The following is a 19,044-nucleotide window of genomic DNA, read 5'->3' as shown; positions in this document are numbered from 1 at the left end:
GCGTTAAATTGTCCGACTACCTTATTTGTTGATAAAGCGTATCTTCACTCTCTCGATCAATTAACAACGTTAGTTTATTGAGCGCCTTTAACGTTAAGGCTGTGGCGATTAATGCTTTTCCTAATAACCGCTTCTGTCGATAACCAGCGACCTGAATGTAAGTTAATAACTTTTCCTGATACCGATATAAACCAAGGTGATTTCGCATCACGCTTTTATGTTTAAACATAACCTTCAGGTGCCCTTTTAAATACCCTACCCAGCTACCAGACAGATGATCATTTAAATCGCGCCTAATTCCAACCAAAGGAATTGCTATAAAATGCTGGGTACAACCACCGATGGCTAATCGCAATGAAAACTCCCAATCTTCCGTATGTCGAATGCTCGGGTCAAACCCTCCAACTCGACGGAAAGACGACGTTTTCATCATCACCGACTGAAACATAACATGAGCTTTAAAACAAATATCTTTGCAGGTTAAATTTAATGGTTTGTTGTTGTAAACGGTATCTTGTCGAAGCTCACCAAACATCCGACAACCGGTATGAACCAAATCCACATCGGAATTATCTTCAAGATAAGCGTATTGAATTGCGAGTTTCTCGGGCTCCCAGATATCATCACTATCAAGAAATGCCAGATACTTACTTTTGGCCATGTTTGCACCAATATTTCGCGCCTCGGATACACCAACATTTTCGGCTAATTCTATGATAGTCGCGACTTCAGAAAATTGACTTAGAAATTCAGACGAGTTGCCGCCAGAGGCATCATTAACAATGATTATTTCTCTAGGTTTCTCGGTCTGTTTTAGAACAGATTCAATCGTTTGAGAAAATACCGCCTGACGTTGGTAGAACGGAATAATCACGCTAACGTTAATGGCCATTCTGGCCTCCTTTAAATTATTATTAATATCCTTTCATAGTCCCTAAATCACGGACCGAGCTGCGCCAATGAAGAATAAAATTCGTACTTACAATTACCGGTTTCATTGAAACTAAAAATCCCCAACAAAAACGGTCAGAGGGCAACTCCTAATGATGACGCCTTTTATCAATAAGACTATCATTAGTGACGTTGTTTCTTTCAAGGTCAAAGAGTACGGTAGTCCTACTTAATATCTTCATCATATTCGCATATATCATGATTACCCTACCTGTGAGATTGCCGCGAAGTGCTCCCGCAACTAACAAATACCGATACCAAAGAAAATAATATCCATAATTCCCGAGTCGTTTCTGAATAAGCGGCCTATGTTTTTCCAATACCTCGCTGTGTTCGCGCCAAAATAGGTGCGAACATTTATCATGCCCACTTTCATTTTCAGTGGCTAACGGGATGCTGATATGCCGAAAACAGAACTGTTCGTAACCATTTGCTGCCAGTTGTATACATAAATCCCAGGAAGCCAATTTAGGAATAGCTAAATCTACTCCCGCGATATGTCGATATGTTGCTGTTTTTAACATGACACTTGTCAATTGTTTCTTTTCTTTAAACAAAATATCGTTCGCTTGCAAAAGCTCAGGTTTACTTTTATAGAGAAAGTCATCAAGACTGCAACAGCCACCATAAACTGCGTCAGCATAAGAGTGGGATTCCAAAAAGTCATACTGATCTTTTAATTTATCTACCATCCATAATTCGTTTGGCTCAAGAAAAGTAATATACTTACCCGAGGCCAGCTCAGCACCTTTTTGGCGAGCTTCTTCGAGACTCAGTTGGGCGTCAAGGTAGGTTATATTCGTTTGTTTTTTATAGACGTGAATTGATTCAAATTCAGGGTGTTCAAATATACCTTCGAGTAAAACAATTTCCTGCGGTTGAGCCGATTGTGTAAATACTGATTGCAGTACCTTTAGAAACAGCTCACTCCTCGAAAAAAAAGGAATAATGACACTAACATTAATTTCCATTTCCACTTCCTTGTTAAGTAATAATTTTTTGCGTTTGAAGTCCTTTGCGCTATCGTCATGTTTAAGCTCTATAACTAAGCCATGGGCGTAAATTACATATGGGCAATATACAGCAGACTCTGATAACTCAGCTTTAAGGTTAGATTCTATTGTCATAAAATCAAATAGTTAAACAAATAAAGCTAAGAAGGTACCATGTACAAAGTCGCAATTTTCTCCAGCAAAAAATATGACCAACAATTTCTCGATCAATTTAATCAGAACAACGCTCTGTCATTACAGTATTTTGAAAGCAGGCTCACCTACCAAACTGTAGAGCTAGCGCAGGGCTATGACGCGATATGTGTATTTGTGAACGACGTTATTGATCAGCATGTGCTGGAGCAATTAGATAGGTTTGGCGTAAGGGTCATTGCGTTGCGATGTGCCGGGTTTAATAATCTTGATTTAAAAGCCGCGAAATCACTGGGCATCAAAATTTGCCGTGTCCCGGAATATTCGCCAGAAGCGGTTGCCGAACACACAGTAGGTTTATTGCTGACCTTAAGTCGTAAATTTCATAAAGCCTACCTTCGCGTCAGAGAAAACAATTTCGCACTTGATGGCTTGATGGGGTTTAATCTTTATGGCAAAACCGTTGGTGTGATTGGTTGTGGAAAAATCGGTCAGGCGACGATAAAAATTCTTCAAGGATTTGGCTGCAATGTGATTTGCCATGACCCTGCACCGAGTGCGGAAGCAAAAGCCCTGAAAATCGAATTCGTTGATCAAGATGAGGTATTTTCCCGCGCCGATATTATTACTCTGCACTGCCCTCTGACACCAAAAACCCGACATATAATTAATCGGTCTTCGATTGCACAGATGAAGTCTGGCGTGGCTATCATTAATACTTCGCGCGGTGGATTGATTGATAGTGAAGCCATCATTCAAGGCCTGAAAACCCGTCATATCGGTTTTTTAGGTATGGATGTGTACGAACTGGAAAGCGAGTTATTTTTTGAAGATCTTTCCGCCGATATCATCCAGGATGACGTTTTTACCCGTTTATTGACCTTTCCCAACGTATTGATCACCGGCCACCAGGGATTTTTCACCGAAGAAGCACTGATTACAATCGCTCGTACAACTCTGGATAATATTCAGTTGCTCCTCGATGGCAAACCTTGTGATAACGAATTAATGTATTAGTTACCGCCGGCAGACGTATCAGCAGAGTCGCCAAACAAGCGCTCAAACCAGGATTTTTTCTCAGGTTTTGGCTGCAAACATTTCTTACTATGAAATAGTCCATCCCTGACTGCTGGATAGCGCACCATAGCCATGCACTCGCTGGTCACGGCATTGCCTGTGGCAAGCTCAAAGTTGGTCATCTCGACCCCTTCCGGTAGCAGATCAAAGCGACTTTCTCCTCCCTGCGCCTGCATGAATTCACTAAACAGCGTCAAGGCGCCAGAACTTCCGGTAAGTCCGGTAGATTTATTATCATCCCGTCCAACCCAGGTGGTCACTAAAGTACTTTGATCATAACCAACAAACCAGGAGTCTCTAAGATCATTACTGGTACCGGTTTTCCCCGCCAATGCAAGATCCGGAAATTGCCACCCCAGTCGCTTAGCAGTGCCTTCTTTAGCGACGTTTTTTAACGCGTAATCAATTAAATATGCGCCCTGTAAAGACAGACGCTGGTCGGCCACCTGAGGTTGTTGCCAAACCACCTTGCCGCCACTGGTATATATGGCAGTGATGGCACGTGATTTATTGTACATACCGTTATTAGCTATGGTTGAGTACCACTGATTGACTTGTAATGGAGACATACTGATAGAGCCAAGCAAGGTACTTGGATTCATTGGTACCGATTGTTCATAGCCTAAGGCATTCAGGGTTTTTCCAATATTATCTAAACCCAGAGTCATCCCCAGATTTACCGTCGGAATATTCAATGATTGCGAGAGCCCCTGCATTAAGCTGACTTTCTGTCGATATTTGCCATCGTAGTTTTTAGGTTGCCAAACCTGACCCTGATCATTTTGCAAGGTAAGTGGTTCATCGGCCAATGGTGTTGCCAGATTGTATTGTTCAAAGCGTTCCAGTGCAGATACATAGACGGCGGGTTTGATCAGCGACCCAATCGGTCTTGTTGCATCCAGGGCTCGGTTAAAGCCAGAATATTTAACGTTTCGATCGCCGACAATCGCAGCAATCGATGCATCATTGACATTGGTCACTATCATCGACACCTGCAAATCGTCGACACCTTGACGTTGCTCTAATGCGTCCAGTTGATTTAATACAGTGCGCTCTGCATTAAGTTGTTTAACAAAATCAAAGCCTGTGAAAATTCTTAGCCCAGATTGCAGCGCCTGAGTCGCACCAAATTGTTTAAGTTCCCGGCGCACTTGTTGGCTATAAGCGGGAAAGCTCCGTTGGGCAAAACGTCGATTAGGGCGAATATTCAGCGGCGATTCGATACCCTGCTGATAAGTTTCTCTATCGAGCAAGTGATTCTCAAACATGACTCTGAGTACCAGGTCGCGCCTTTCGATGGCACGCGCCGGGTGCTTCCATGGGTCATAGTATGAAGGCCCTTTAACAATGCCCACCAGCAACGCTATTTGTTCTTCACTTAACAGCGACAAGGGTTTGCCAAAATAGAAATTTGCAGCCAACCCCATACCATAAATACCATTTCCATAATGTTGGCCAAGATAAACTTCATTAACATAGGCTTCAAGAATTTGATCTTTGGAGTATCGCCATTCGAGAATAACAGCGATCAGCGCCTCATTGATTTTTCGCCATAACGTCTTTGCCCGATTCAGATACATATTTTTGGCAAGTTGCTGAGTCAAGGTACTTCCACCTTGAACTCTGGCACCTGCCTTCAGGTTTTGCCAAAACGCCCGGGCAATGCCGGTAAAAGAAAGGCCATGGTGGTGATAAAAATCTTTATCTTCAACAAACAGCAAGGTTTCCACCATAGATTGTGGAATTTGCTCAAGGGGCACAAATTCTCTGTCTTCCCCCTGAGAAGATAGGATCCGCTCTAATAAAATCGGCTCTAATTGAATTTTGTAGGTTTCATGATCATTAAAAGACAAGCGATACACTTCACCGCCTTTTTGTTCAATTTCAATCTTAGCGGGCGCTTCTAACCCTAAGCCAAAATCAAATTCGCGACGATAAATTATTAAACGGGGCCCTTTGCGAGTAAATTCGCCGGGCTCATCGACCCGAGATACTCGGGAATAATTGAGCTGCAGCAGCTGTAACTCAAGATTGTCGAAATTGACACTGTGCTCTAATGTCAGGGTTGGTACCGCACCATAGACTTGCGCCGGCACCTGCCAACGCTGCCCTTCAAATTTGTGACGCACTTTGCCATCTAGATAAATGCCATAGAAAACAATGACGATAAGAACAACAAAGGCCAGCTTTAAAGCGGTTATCAGAAGATAACGGCTTAGCGTTTGGCCATGAGTTTTCGACCCAGTCTCAGTTTTGGCGTTTGTATTGCTCTTTTTTTTAGTTTTTGCTTTAGCATTCATCTTGCATTCGTTTCTTGGTTTTATTGGTTGCCCTGGCATTCTGGGGGTCGTCAGGCCAAAAATGTTTTGGATATCGGCCTTTCATTTCTTTTTGCACTTCACGATAACTTCCCTGCCAGAAACCGGCAAGGTCTTGTGTCACCTGAATAGGACGACCTGCCGGAGATAACAGTTCCAGGGTGACAGCGACGCGACCATTGGCGACGGTCGGAGACGCAGTTAGTCCGTAAACTTCCTGCATGGGTAATGACACTTTTGGGGGCTGGTCAATGGTATAGTGTAAACGTCGTCGATTACCCGTAGGACTACTATAATATTCTGGTGCCCATTCCTGCAAGCATGTTTGTTCTTCATAACTTAAGCTGTTATTAAGAATTTCCTTAAAATTAAGTGCTTGCAGTTGTTTTAAACTGACAATATCGTGCAAATATGGACCTAGCCAGTCGGCCAGATGACCGATTAACGCGTGTTCACTCCAATTGGGTAACGCAATACTGTCCAATTGTTCATTAGCCAGCCAGCGAGCCCTTGCAAGCAATTCACTGACCGATTGTGACCAATTTAGCGCTCCCAGGCCTTTCTTAGCGATAAATTCACACCACATACTCACTAACGTCTCGGCGTTAATCAAATCCGGCGCGTTCGAGCGTTCAATCACTAAATTATCGAGACACAATAAACGTTCCGACTGTATTTTTTGCCGCTGCTCATCAAACTTAAGCTGGGTTTTGGTGGTGATAAGTTCATCAAAATAGCGTTCTATATGTTCTCTGGATAACGGTGCCGCGAGTCGAATTTGCAGCGCTTTGCCGTGTAGATTGGCAATCGCCAAATAGGGTTGTTCTCCAAAGCGATCCTGGGCATGCAATTGTGCACCTTTACCGTTAGCGCACAAATATCCTTGTCCTACGTTTCTTCGTCCGGCGATTCGCTCTGGATAAGCCAGGGCAACCAACAGCCCAAGATAATTGAAGGGCAATTGTGCGTCCGATAATGTTAACGCCTTGATACCAAGTTGTCGTGCCAACTGTTTTGCCTGATGCAAAATACGTTGCGTTAACGCACTATTGTGGCGCTTTTCCCCATGCCTGGTGTTCAACAGTTGATGAATACGCAAGCTAATATCACTTTCGTAAGCATCCGGATTGAAATTAACTAGGTCTTTTTCTTCTAGCAAGGCGGCCAGCAAGCAGGCCAAATCTGTCAATTTCCCAATGTCGTCACTATCTTCAATATTGCCTGCGCGAATCAGCATATGAGCAAAGCGAGGATGAGCGGAAAATTGACTCACCGCTTTACCGTGCGTCGTCAATTGCCGTTTGCTATTGACAATACCAAGCTGCAACAAGGTCTGCCAATTACGCGCTTCGGTAACCGAGTCTGGACAATCTAAAAATGGTAGCTGAGAAAATTCACTGGCTCCCCAGGCTGCCACTTCCATGGTTGCGGGTAGTAAATCCAGTTGCAGAATATCCGGAGTTCCCTGTTCAGAACGACGCACAAAATCCTCTTGTCCGTATAGCCGAATCGCTTTTCCCGGGCCAGTTCGGCCTGCTCGACCACTGCGTTGAATGGCGGAGGATTGCGAAACAGGCTGACGCCTTAGTTCATTAGTCAATGTATCCTGATTAAATCTGGCCAGATTTGCCAATCCCGTATCAATCACAATGGTAATGCCATCAATGGTAATTGAGGTTTCCGCGATATTCGTGGCTAGTACAACTTTTCTTTTCCCTGCAGGGGTAGGGCGAATTGCATGCTGTTGCGCCTGCATAGAAAGGTCACCGTACAAGGGCAGTATTTCAACATTGGTTAGTCGTTGATGTGTCACAAAGTCGTCTAAATGGTTTTGTAAAAATCGAATGTCTGCGGCACCCGCCAGAAATACCAGAATCGAACCTTGGGAATCGGCCAGAGAATTTTTGATTACAGCGAGCGTATGTTGGCGCATATCAAATCCGGTTTTTATTGGCCGATATTCAATATCCACCGGAAAACTCCGCCCGGGACTACTCAGGGCAATCGCCTCAGGTAATGCCTGGTATAAATCGTTCACATCCAAGGTTGCAGACATGATCAAAATGGTCAGATCTTCGCGCAGTGCCTGTTGGCTATCGCGCGTTAATGCAAATGCCAAATCGGCATGCAGATTTCGTTCGTGGAATTCATCGAAGATCACCATAGCAACGCCGTCAAGCTCAGGGTCGTGCTGTAACATACGCGCTAGCACCCCCTCGGTTACCACTTGCAATTTGGTATTTCGACTGACTTTTGACTCATTACGAATCCGATAACCGACCGTTTCACCAACCGCCTCTCCCAATTGCTTTGCCAGTCGCATAGCAACCGATTTTGCTGCTAATCTGCGCGGCTGCAGCATAATGATGGTGCCATCTAATTGCGCAAAATCATTGTCATTATTTGTGTTTTGTTGCAGCAGCCACAGGGGTAATTGTGTTGATTTACCGGCACCGGGTGGCGCACTTAACAAAATGGTGTTGTGACTAGACAGGGCCGCAATAAAATCCTGTTTAATCGAATCTATCGGCAATTCGGTTGAATCATTTTGGCGAGGATCAGGGTTCAAAGGTTACTCGAAAATAAAGATGAATAGCGTACTTTAAAGTAGTGAGAGTTATAGCATACTCCGTCAGGTACATGAACAGCGAGAGCTGAAACTCTCGTCGAGAGTTCAATGCGTGAGTGCCGAATTCAGATAAATCGACTTAATGATGGATCTTTTTCTGATACTGGAAGTCTGTTTAGTCAGTTCAGTCATATTCTGGACACAATCAAGGGTTGTTGTAATGCGACATTATTGAATATCCTGATAAACCAACATTAACCCTTTTGTTAAGCCAACAGGGAATGTTGAATAATGGTCTGTACCTTCAATAATTTCTTCTGAAAATATTAACCCCTGATATTGACGTGAGCGAAGACGCTCGGCAAATTTACGATGGCCACCTACCATATCTTGCGACATCCCTTGCTGCAAGGTTTCTAATGCTCCTGTTGCCATATAAACATTGGCCTTTAGTAAATTATTGTTGTCGGCGTAATCTTGCTCCAGATCGAAAATCCAATCTTGCTTGAACCATAATGACGGACTGGTAAGGATATAGTGCGAAAATAACTCCGGCCGAGTCAGCAATACCCAAGCGCCGAACGAGCCGCCCAGAGACTGTCCTGTCAAAATCCGTTGCCGCGGGTTTGCTCGATAATTTTGTTCGATAAACGAGAAAACCTCTTTCTCAATAAACGATAAGTATTGAGGCGCGCCTCCGGTCTGATATTTTTTCCAGCTCATATCAACAACCGGGGTTAAATCTCTGACTCTGCTAAATTGGCCGTTCTCGCCATGGGCAAATGAAATTCCGACCACAATCACCTTATCCATTGGCCGCAGATGAGTAACACCGGCAGCGACTTTAAAGGTGTAAGGCCCGTCATTGAGGTAAAGTACCGGATAGGTTTTGGTTTTGTTTGCTGGCAAGTGATAGTCATAGGGGAGCTTCACATAGATATCGTAAGTTCTGTCTAGTACCTTAGACTGCAGTGTAATAACTGAACTTCGCTGAATTTCGAAGCTAGTACTTTCAGGGGGGTTGGCCTGCGCGTATCCAGAACAGAGCAACAAACATAAAACAACTGACTTAAGAGAACTGAGTTTCATCCTCATTGCTGTAATTACTTCACTGTAAATCATTGGCCTCTTGGTCCTACATAATCCATTGAAAGGTATAGCTAATTAAGAAGCTAAAGATTCTATCTATCGATATTCCAACTGCCCAGAAAAATATCAAAGCTAGTAATTATTACGGCCTTGCAAATCAATCGTTTTTTGATCAAAACGAATCTGCATAGGTGTATCATTTTGCCAGGCCGCAATATGTAAATGCGGGTTGCGGGAGTAACCATTATTACCAATAGTTGCAACACTTTCTCCCGCTTTCACCTTGTCACCTTTGCTGACCTTTATATCAGCGACGTGAGCTATAACGATGTTAGTACCGTCTGGCTTTTCGAAAATGATATGGCTTGCCATGCCGGGAATCATGATACCGGGAAGATTAGTCACTGCATTGGTGAATACTTTTACTACCTCACAATCGCAGGGTGCCAAGACGCTTTTTCCGTATCCATACCAGTCTTTGTTGTTAAACCCCTCGCCTTTGAACGAACGCATGAACATACGGCCATTTTCCTGATGAAATTCCTGGACTACGCAATCGGTGCCTAGTGCATCGCCGAGCGATTTCAACTGGCCATCCCAATGTTCCGTACAATTGAAAGATTCGGTGACTGGCGCATGAATTTTAACGGTATCTTCAGCTAACGCTTCAGTCATCATAAAAGCAAAGGCAAGTATCTGTAATGCAGTGTATTTCACGTAAATTCCTTTTTGTTAATTACACTTTTATGGTTAGGGCAGAATGCAATAATTTCAATAGGTTAGATCAAGGGGTCAGAGTTGTTGAAGGCTTCAATGACTCTGACCCTTTGATATTTAGTTACCAATAACCGCGTTTATCGATGTAAGCGATAAGTTTGGCGTTGATGTAGGCAAACATAAATGCCATAGGTGTGGTTATGTCACGCTCTTCAAAAGTGAACCAGGTAACAAAACCCATTAATATCAGGAAGTATTCCATCATCACTAATTTCTTGCGTGATTTTACTCCCCACAAGAAAAAGCGGATATAAAATGGTTCAGATTTCCAATGTTCTGAGTCTTTATCAATCACAGTAATTTCCTCTGTTAATTTTGAAATATCGGTTTCAAATACAGAGGCAAGAGCCTTCAATGTTTCCAGGCTCGCTTTGTTGCCAGCTTCCACTCGTTGAACAGTTCTCAAGCTAATACCAGCCAGTTGTGCAAGCTGTTCTTGCGACCATGAATTCCTTTCGCGTAATCTTTTAACGATCATAAATACTCCTGCGTTCTGTACCCTCAGAACTGTTATCGACTAGAGTCGCTGTCGGTGACGACAGATAGCCGCCAGTACGCCGCCAGTTTAGAAAAAACCATGTTTCAAACGTTGATTAGATTGACCCTTCGCTATTTTGCTTCTTGCATTGGGAGATTAATTCCTGCACTTCAGGAGTATGATAATTTTCCAGCTTCTCGGTGGCGGTATCCAGCATACTTGCTTTCAAGCCTGTAAAATCAGAATCTTGATTTGCCAACGCTTCAATATCTGTAGAAATTTGTGCGCTTAAATTTTCAGAGAAAAATTTAGCAACACAAAAAATCCCCTCATCCGAATGGCCTTTCGCTTTGAGCAAAGTAATGATCGAATCTAACTCAATGGCTTTGCTAAACACCCGGTTTTCCAGAACCCACTGTTGGTGAAATTTTGAAAAATAGAAAAACGATAAAGAAATGCCAATGAAAATGCCAAACGCGATAATCAATAAAGTGTGCAGAAAACGCATACGGAGTTGCCTGTTAGTTAAATAAAATCAACAAATTAGCAGTCAGATAAAGAGAGTGCAATAATTAGTATCATTGCACTCTCTATGGAATGGATATACCAGAGGGTTGGGGAAACTTAAGCTGACACACTTTGGGAAAACAACAAGGATTCAGCAACTTGATGACGTTTATTCACCACTTCGCCAACAACGATTAACGCTGGCCCTTGAAACTCATGGGCGGAAAACACCTGTGCAGCGGTTGCTAATGTGGCACAAACCACTTTTTGCTCTGCTAGGGTCCCCTGGTCGATAATCGCCATCGGCATATCGGTGCGCATGCCATGGTGCTGCAAACGTTCGGCAATTTGCACAATACGTGACAGCCCCATATAAAACACCAGTGTGTCTTTTTCCAACGCGAGATTTTGCCAATCACAACTTAAGTCATCACTTTTTAGTGATGCGGTAACAAATTTGACACTCTGTGCGCAATCTCTATGGGTCAGAGGAATTCCCGCATAGGCGGCACAGCCAGATGCGGCTGTAATGCCAGGGATCACCGCGACGGGAATGTTGTTCTGATTTAAAATTTCCGTTTCTTCAGCCAGGCGACCGAAAATACTCGGATCACCACCTTTTAAACGGACCACACGACGTCCTGTTCTGGCTTTTGCCAGCAGTAGCTCGCAGATTTCATCTTGCTTCATACTGTGCTTACCGCAACGTTTACCCACAAACAGTACTTCCGCATTTTTCGGAAAGTACTGATAAATGTCTTTTGATACGAGCCAGTCGACAAGAATAATATCGGCACTGGCAATCAGACGATGAGCTTTCAAGGTCAGTAGCTCTGGATCGCCGACGCCTGCGCCAATGATGTAAACACTGTAATTTGAAGGGTCGGTTGCGCTGCGCATCATCACAGAGCCGTCTGCGCTATCACCTTTATTGAATTTAAAACGCTGCCAGGAATCCTGCATCTTACGAAAAAGTGGGTGAATATCAGCGAATGCAGTGATCATGCGACCTCCTTACTGGGAATGATTAGTGCCGGGCCAGGCGTTTTATGGTGTTGTCCGATAAGCGCGGTTAGTTCGGGCTTGCAGGAACCACATTTACCCCCGCAGCCTAAGGTTTCGGTTAATTGTTCAACAGAGGTAGCGCCCTGTTCAATAGCATCGACAATGGTTTTTTCATGCACTTGAAAACAACTGCACACCTGTCTCCCCAGGCTAAATTGGGCCGAAACTCTGGAACTGAATAGAGCGTTTCTGTCATCACTACTCAGTGGTTGCTGACTAAAACAGTGCTGTAACCATTTCCGGTTCAACGCCTGTGGCTGAGCACTAAACTGACCATAAAATTCAAGTTTTTCATCGTTAAATGCCAGTAATGTAGTTTTACTATTATGGTTATCCACCTGAACTAGCCATTGATAATGATCAGGCAATAAGGTCTTACACCAACTAAGCAGTTCCTCGGGCTGGTTTTCCATCGCCAATTGCCATTGTTGCAATTGTTGATTTGGATAATTTAACCAAAAATCGTCACTCGCCAGACGCTTAGGAATGAACTGAGAGAGCAGGTTATCTGTTTCCTGGGGAAATTTCTTCGCCACTAAGGTGACATAACTTTGATACGTTTTGACGGTGATGGCTACCGGTGTTTGCTTAAGTTCCGGTTGCCCGGAAATGGGATCATTGATACTGGAATATAAGGCCGATACACAACCGTGTGAGGCAAACGTGCGACTCCAGTGAATTGGCGCAAAGACTTCGCCTTTACGTACATCACCGGTGATAATGGCCGTCATGATAAGCTTACCGAAGCGCGATCTGGCTTCAACATAATCACCGTCTTTTATCCCCTGCGTTGCCGCATCATCTGGATGGATTTGTAACAAGGGTTGCGGGCTGTGTTCGTTTAACGCATCAGCCCGACTGGTGCGGGTCATCGTGTGCCATTGATCGCGAAGACGTCCCGAATTAAGAATAAACGGATAATCGCTATCGATTCTGGCTTGCGGTAATTGCGGTGTAACAGGCAAAAATCTGGCTTTTCCAGATGGCGTAGAAAAGCGTTTATTCGCAAATACCTGCGCGCAACCTTGCGGGAATTGAGCATTGACAGGCCACTGCAACGGTTTTAGCTGGTCATATTCGCTGTCACTTAACTGGGCAAGTGCGGAAATATCGAGCAAACGTTCGCCATTGTTTTCATAACCCGTCAGTTTAGCGTATTCACGAAAAACATCCGCCACCGACGAATATTCAAAACCAGAAAAACCCATCGCTTTGGCAACGTCAGCAATAATCTGCCAGTCGCCTTTGCTTTCACCTGGCGCCTGACTCACACTACGCTGTCTGGAAATTCGTCGCTCTGAGTTAGTGACCATACCATCTTTTTCCAGCCAGCCTGTGGCAGGAAAAGTAACATGGGCTTTACTGATCGTATCGTTTGTGGCGACACAATCAGAAACAACAACCAGCTCACAGCTGTCTAGTGCCTGCTCTATCACCTGACGGTTAGGCATGCTCACCAATGGATTCGTCGCCATTATCCAGACGGCTTTGATCTTGCCAGCATTGATAGCATCGAACATATCGACCGCTTTTAATCCTTGCTGCTCAACCATGGTTGGACTTTGCCAAAATGTCTGAACACTCTGGCGATGCTTCGGATTTTCAATGTCCATATGTGCCGTTAACTGATTGGCAAGACCACCAACTTCCCGGCCCCCCATGGCATTGGGCTGTCCAGTTATCGAGAACGGTCCACACCCTGTACGGGCGATTTTACCGCTGGCTAAATGACAGTTAATGATGGCATTACATTTATCGACACCGGAACTCGACTGATTAATGCCCATGGAATAAAAACTGATTGCCCGATTACTTTCAATAAACCATTGATAGCACTCAAGCAGTTGCTCAATATCAAGTTCACAAATTTGGCTTACACGCTCAGGTGTATATTGCTTAGCCTCCGTAAGAGCCGCTGCAAAACCTTCAGAGTGATTTTGAATAAAATCGCTGTCACAGGCATTAGCTGCTGCCATAAACGCTAATAGTCCGTTGAAAAACACGGCATCGGTGCCCGGTTTTAACGGTAAATGTAAATCCGCCATGGCGGCCGTTTGAGTGCGGCGCGGGTCAATGCTGACCAACTTCATTTCTGGATTAATTTGTTTGGCGTGCTGCATGCGTTGAAACAATACAGGATGCGTCCAGGCAGCATTCGAACCGACCAATAACATTAAATCGGTTTGCTCCAAATCTTGATAACTGCACGGCACCACATCTTCACCAAAGGCGCGCTTATAGGCGGCAACCGCCGAAGACATGCATAAGCGGGAATTGGTATCGATATTACCACTGCCGATATAGCCTTTCATCAGCTTATTGGCAAGATAGTAATCTTCGGTCAGCAGTTGTCCGGATACATAAAACGCCACGGCGTCCGGGCCATGTTCAGCAATAACATCATTAAATTTGCTCGCTACATGCTCAATCGCTTGCGGCCATTTAGCCCGCTCTCCGTTGATATGTGGATATAACAGTCTGTCATCAAGATTGGTGGTGCCTAACAGATTTTCACCTTTGACACACAAGCGACCAAAATTAGCAGGATGGTCTTTACTACCCTGCAGAGAAACCGCTGCAACCAGTCCGGTGTCAGCGTTTTTGTTTTGGTGGATATCAACCCCACAACCAACACCACAATACGCACAGGTGCTTTGTTTTATGCCGGCAATGTTGCTGCTATTTTTGGTCATAATTGTCACGCTTTCGTCTCTTGCATTCGTCTGTTATTACTACCTAACGTCGGTCAATCTGGTTAGCTATGCTAACTCTCAGACTAAAAGCTGAACCTGACCGTCTTCGATGCGTGTCGGATAAACCTGTACAGACGCATTGTCATCATCAAGACAGCGACCATCGAGTAAGGAAAAATGTTGCTTGTATAATGGTGACGCCACAACAGGTTCACCGGCGACGCTGCCGACAATGCCGCGGTACAGAACATTGGCTTCACCAATGGGATCAAAATTAGATACTGCAAAGACGCTCTGTGCATCCTGGGGCAGGTAAAAAATGGCGACCTGCTGACCATTTTCCAATAACGCAGGTACGCCAGAATCCTCAATTAACTGACTCAACTGGCAGACATTAACCCAGGTTTGTTGCGTGTGAACCGGAGCGCTGGTTTCTGGAGCATCTACCATTTCGGCCGTTTCTGAATAGGCTAAAGTTGTCATCGTGTTATTCCTCTCGTTAATTTGAACCGTTAATCCTGAACAACCACGGCAATGGCTTTTTCTTCTTTACGGGCTGGACGGATTTGACCACGCTCATCCACAAACTGAATGTTGCTATCAGGCTTATCGGAATTGACAAACGGCTTGAAGCGTTCCAGAGCTTTAGGATCTTCCAAGGTGGTTTTCCATTCACACTGATAAGTGCCGACAATACTGTCCATATGCTGCTCAAGTTGCGCAGCTACCCCTAAACTGTCATGGATCACTACGTCTTGCAGATACTCAAGTCCGCCTTCCATATTGTTCATCCAGACAGAGGTACGCTGCAAACGATCGGCAGTTTCGATATAGAACATCAAAACGCGATCGATATATTTGATCAGGGTTTCATCATCGAGATCAGTTGCAAACAAGTCGGCGTGACGAGGTTTCATACCACCGTTACCACAGACATAAAGATTCCAGCCATTTTCGGTAGCAATAACACCGATATCTTTACTCTGAGCTTCAGCACATTCTCGCGTACAACCTGAAACCGCGAACTTGAGTTTATGGGGGGAGCGAATGCCTTTGTATCGGTTTTCAATAAACAACGCCATAGAAACACTGTCTTGTACGCCGTATCGACACCAGGTACTACCGACACAGGATTTGACCGTACGCACCGACTTGCCGTAGGCATGGCCAGTTTCAAAGCCGGCATCAACGAGCTGGCGCCAGATATCAGGCAATTCTTCTTTGCGGGCACCGAACAAGTCAATCCGTTGGCCACCGGTGATCTTGGTGTACAGATTGTACTGTTTGGCAACCTGACCAATAACAATCAGCTTATCCGGGCTAATCTCACCGCCCGGGATCCGCGGAACTACCGAGTAAGTACCATCTTTTTGCATATTGGCCAAAAAGGTGTCATTGGTATCCTGCAAAGGCTGGTGTTTTTTATCGAGTATGTATTCATTCCACACCGAGGCAAAAATTGATGCCGCGGTCGGTTTACAGATATCACATCCCAAACCACTGCCATGTGCGGCCAGCAAATCTTTATAGTTGGTTATTTTTTCAATCTTAATCAAATCAAAAAGTTCACGGCGAGAGTATGGAAAGTGCTCACAAATGTCTTTTTTCACTTCCACGCCACGACTCGCAAGCTCACAGGTCGTAACGTCTTTTACAAGCGCGGCACACCCACCACAACCGGTACCGGCCTTAGTGCACGACTTCACCGCATCAAAGGTCACTGCGCCACCATCGATGGCAGTGATAACATCGCCTTTGGTGACATTGTGGCAGGAACACAAAGTCGCGGTTTCTGGCAGCGCATCGGCGCCAAGCAAGGGTTTGTCGGAATTCGATGGTAAAATAAGGCTTTCTGGCTGCTCTGGTAAATCAATGCCATTTAGCATGTATTGCAGCAAACTGTCGTATTCGCTGGTATCGCCAATTAATACCGAACCAAGCAATTTCTTCTGTTCGCTGTCCACTACCATGGTTTTGTAGACACCATTAACCTGATCTTCATAGCGATACGTTAATGACCCTGGGGTTTTGCCATGGGCATCGCCGATAGAGCCGACATCAACACCCATTAGTTTTAATTTGGTGCTCATATCCGCACCGGTAAACGCCGCATCCTCACCTTGTAAGTGTTGTGCCGCAACTTTCGCCATGGTATTTCCCGGTGCGACCAGGCCAAAGATAAAGTTATTCCACAGGGCGCATTCACCGATAGCATAAATATTTGCATCGCTGGTTTGACATTGATTATTGACGACAATACCACCACGCTCACCTACGTCTAATTCCGATTGGCGCGCCAATTCGTCATAAGGTCGAATGCCGGCAGAGAATAAGATTAAATCGGTTTCCAATTCTTCACCGTCGCTAAAACACAATTTATGGCGGCAGCTTTCACCTCCAACAATTTGGGTTGTCGCGCGATTGGTGTGCACCTGAACACCGAGAGATTCGATTTTTTGTTTTAAAACCTCACCACCGGCTTTATCGATTTGCACCGCCATAAGTTGAGGCGCAAATTCTACAACATGAGTTTGCAGGCCAAGATTATGCAGCGCATTCGCCGCTTCCAGCCCCAATAAACCGCCACCGATAACTACACCGACTTTACTTTTTTCTGCACAGTGAGATATCGCCTGTAAATCTTCAATGGTGCGATAAACTAGACAATCAGGATTATCATTACCTTTAATCGGAGGAACAAATGGGTAAGAACCAGTGGCTAACACCAGCTTGTCGTAGCTAAACACTTCCCCGGTTTGAGTGGTCAGTGTTTTCGCCTGACGATCGATAGTATCGACTTTGGCATTGATACGAAAATCTACCTGCCACTGTTGATACAAATCCATACTGGTCATGGCCAGATCATCGGCACTTTTACCAGCAAAAAACTCCGATAAATGTACACGATCATAGGCAAGACGAGGTTCGGCCGATAACACTGTGATCTCAAATTGCTCGCAATTGGCTGACTGGCTCAATTGTTCAACAAAATGATGGCCTACCATGCCGTTACCTACGACGACGATGTGCTGTTTATTACTCATAATATTCCCCGTTATACTTCCAGGTTTCTGAATCCACTTGTTATCGACTTGTGAACCAAGCAAGACCTTGCCTGTTTATTCACCCATAAATAACAAGTGGTATCCCTTAAATTTCAATTTGATTAAAACTTCGCACCAAGCCAAAACCAGACTTTATCGGTATCAACTTTGCCAGTGGCATTGTCACCTTCCTGATACAATCCGACTTTCACGCCAGCGCTGTAATGCTTGGCAAATGCCACAGTATATTGAGCATCCCATTCACTACCAAAATCATCGATTAGGTCAGTGCCGTCATCGGCAGAAAAATCGTGATATGCGACTAACCAGTTGCCCGATAATACTTTCCCAGATAATGCGATATAGGCATCTTCCAGACCTTGTGCCGGAGTTCCTAAAAATTGGTCAGTCCAACCGTTAAATTTGTGCAGAGTCGCAAGCGGCGTGGAAAAACCATAGGCACCGTTATCGCTACCAAGCACCTCATAGCCAACTTTGGCGGTAATACCTGAGAACACGACACCGCCTTCAATCAGGAAATAATCGGCATCAAAGTCGGCACCATTAATTTCAGTCGACTGGGTGGCATACTCACCGGTATAAAGAAATGACAGTGCTTCACCCGAACTTTTTCCGGCGAAACGAATACCCCAGGTATCATAGGTTTTGGTGATACCTTCATCTTCATCAAGCAAATAACCGTAACCGGTTAATGTACCAATCGACGTTTTGTAGCCAACATTGATTAGATGATCTTTAGAATCCAAATCTCTTTGCTCAGCAAAGATACGGTTACGCTGAGTGATGTAACTGTATTGCATGGTTAAATCATCAATACCGCTATAGGCAAGAGTTGCGGCATCGAATGTTTGTTTATCCTGACGCCAGCCGACGTGGCCAACAAAACGGTGATTATCTAACGTTATGACCTGACGACCGACCTTAGCGTTAAAACCGGCATTGCTATATTGCACAAAACCTTGATCCAGCTCCGTGGTTTCAGGATCTGCGATCACGGAGTAATCGGTATTCATTCCCAGGGTATTGTTGTAATCATCCATACCGAAAACAACACGGGAATCTTCAAACTCAACCACACCGCTAAAATTACCAACCGATGGCGTGGTGTAAGTTAACGTGGTTCTCAGCGTTAATGCATCGGCATCTTTGAGTGCATTGTCCTGAGATACAGACTCATGACGCAGGCGAAAATCGACTTTAGCACTGCCAGCATCTGCGAATGCGCTAGCGGTAACCGGTGCTAATACGCTAACCAGTAGCGCGCTTGATATTGCTTGGGATACGATTTTTTTTGTTGTTAACATAATAAA

The 19,044-nt window shown here is 44.6% G+C and carries 14 protein-coding genes; 1 reads left to right on the top strand and 13 read right to left on the bottom strand.

The annotated features are described in order from the left end of the window. Nucleotides 1–16 precede the first annotated feature (16 nt). Together ACHUFQ_RS04910 and ACHUFQ_RS04905 are read right to left on the bottom strand one after the other, a co-directional pair. Nucleotides 17–892 (bottom strand): glycosyltransferase family 2 protein, encoded by an 876-nt coding sequence (locus ACHUFQ_RS04910; RefSeq protein ID WP_394173528.1) that lies wholly within the window; start codon nucleotides 890–892, stop codon nucleotides 17–19. A 148-nt stretch (nucleotides 893–1,040) separates the two neighbouring features. Further along, nucleotides 1,041–2,078 carry a glycosyltransferase gene (locus tag ACHUFQ_RS04905; protein ID WP_394173526.1) on the bottom strand — a complete coding sequence of 346 codons (1,038 nt, stop codon included), beginning with the start codon at nucleotides 2,076–2,078 and terminating at the stop codon, nucleotides 1,041–1,043. Nucleotides 2,079–2,117: 39 nt separating this feature from the next. On the opposite strand from ACHUFQ_RS04905, the gene ACHUFQ_RS04900 reads away from it, so the two are divergent. Further along, nucleotides 2,118–3,113, top strand: coding sequence for a 2-hydroxyacid dehydrogenase (locus ACHUFQ_RS04900; protein WP_394173524.1), 996 nt, complete (start codon nucleotides 2,118–2,120; stop codon nucleotides 3,111–3,113). On the opposite strand, the gene mrcB is transcribed toward ACHUFQ_RS04900, so the two are convergent. From mrcB to ACHUFQ_RS04845, 11 genes are all read right to left on the bottom strand, one after another. Further along, on the bottom strand, nucleotides 3,110–5,473 hold the full coding sequence (gene mrcB / locus ACHUFQ_RS04895; RefSeq protein ID WP_394173523.1) for a penicillin-binding protein 1B: 2,364 nt from the start codon (nucleotides 5,471–5,473) through the stop codon (nucleotides 3,110–3,112). The genes ACHUFQ_RS04900 and mrcB overlap by 4 nt on opposite strands. After that, entirely contained in the window at nucleotides 5,463–8,060 is a 2,598-nt protein-coding gene (hrpB, locus tag ACHUFQ_RS04890; protein WP_394173522.1) for an ATP-dependent helicase HrpB, read from the bottom strand. Before hrpB ends, mrcB begins: the two co-directional genes overlap by 11 nt. 228 nt (nucleotides 8,061–8,288) lie before the next feature. Next, nucleotides 8,289–9,149: an alpha/beta hydrolase gene (locus tag ACHUFQ_RS04885; protein WP_394173520.1), complete on the bottom strand. Its 861-nt coding sequence runs from the start codon at nucleotides 9,147–9,149 to the stop codon at nucleotides 8,289–8,291. Nucleotides 9,150–9,281: 132 nt separating this feature from the next. Continuing rightward, entirely contained in the window at nucleotides 9,282–9,866 is a 585-nt protein-coding gene (locus tag ACHUFQ_RS04880) for a M23 family metallopeptidase (protein WP_394173519.1), read from the bottom strand. Between the two features lie 121 nt (nucleotides 9,867–9,987). Further along, the gene (locus ACHUFQ_RS04875; protein WP_394173518.1) at nucleotides 9,988–10,404 is read right to left on the bottom strand and encodes a helix-turn-helix domain-containing protein; all 417 of its coding nucleotides are present in this window, start codon (nucleotides 10,402–10,404) and stop codon (nucleotides 9,988–9,990) included. A gap of 115 nt (nucleotides 10,405–10,519) precedes the next feature. Further along, entirely contained in the window at nucleotides 10,520–10,912 is a 393-nt protein-coding gene (locus ACHUFQ_RS04870) for a hypothetical protein (protein ID WP_394173516.1), read from the bottom strand. A 116-nt stretch (nucleotides 10,913–11,028) separates the two neighbouring features. Then, a complete protein-coding gene (gene cobA, locus ACHUFQ_RS04865; protein WP_394173514.1) occupies nucleotides 11,029–11,916 on the bottom strand; it encodes a uroporphyrinogen-III C-methyltransferase in 888 nt (295 codons plus the stop codon). Beyond that, complete coding sequence (locus tag ACHUFQ_RS04860; protein ID WP_394173512.1) at nucleotides 11,913–14,669, bottom strand: nitrate reductase; 2,757 nt, start codon at nucleotides 14,667–14,669, stop codon at nucleotides 11,913–11,915. Before ACHUFQ_RS04860 ends, cobA begins: the two co-directional genes overlap by 4 nt. Before the next feature lie 78 nt (nucleotides 14,670–14,747). Then, a complete protein-coding gene (nirD, locus tag ACHUFQ_RS04855; RefSeq protein WP_394173666.1) occupies nucleotides 14,748–15,119 on the bottom strand; it encodes a nitrite reductase small subunit NirD in 372 nt (123 codons plus the stop codon). A 62-nt stretch (nucleotides 15,120–15,181) separates the two neighbouring features. Continuing rightward, a complete protein-coding gene (gene nirB / locus ACHUFQ_RS04850; protein WP_394173510.1) occupies nucleotides 15,182–17,713 on the bottom strand; it encodes a nitrite reductase large subunit NirB in 2,532 nt (843 codons plus the stop codon). A gap of 122 nt (nucleotides 17,714–17,835) precedes the next feature. Continuing rightward, nucleotides 17,836–19,038 (bottom strand): alginate export family protein, encoded by a 1,203-nt coding sequence (locus tag ACHUFQ_RS04845; RefSeq protein ID WP_394173509.1) that lies wholly within the window; start codon nucleotides 19,036–19,038, stop codon nucleotides 17,836–17,838. Nucleotides 19,039–19,044: the final 6 nt, after the last annotated feature.

The sequence above is a fragment of the Thalassotalea litorea genome (genome assembly GCF_043642205.1).
In the GTDB taxonomy this organism is placed as follows: domain Bacteria; phylum Pseudomonadota; class Gammaproteobacteria; order Enterobacterales; family Alteromonadaceae; genus Thalassotalea_A; species Thalassotalea_A litorea.
Note: the sequence above shows the minus strand (reverse complement) of the source record. Positions and strands in the feature narration are given on the sequence as shown.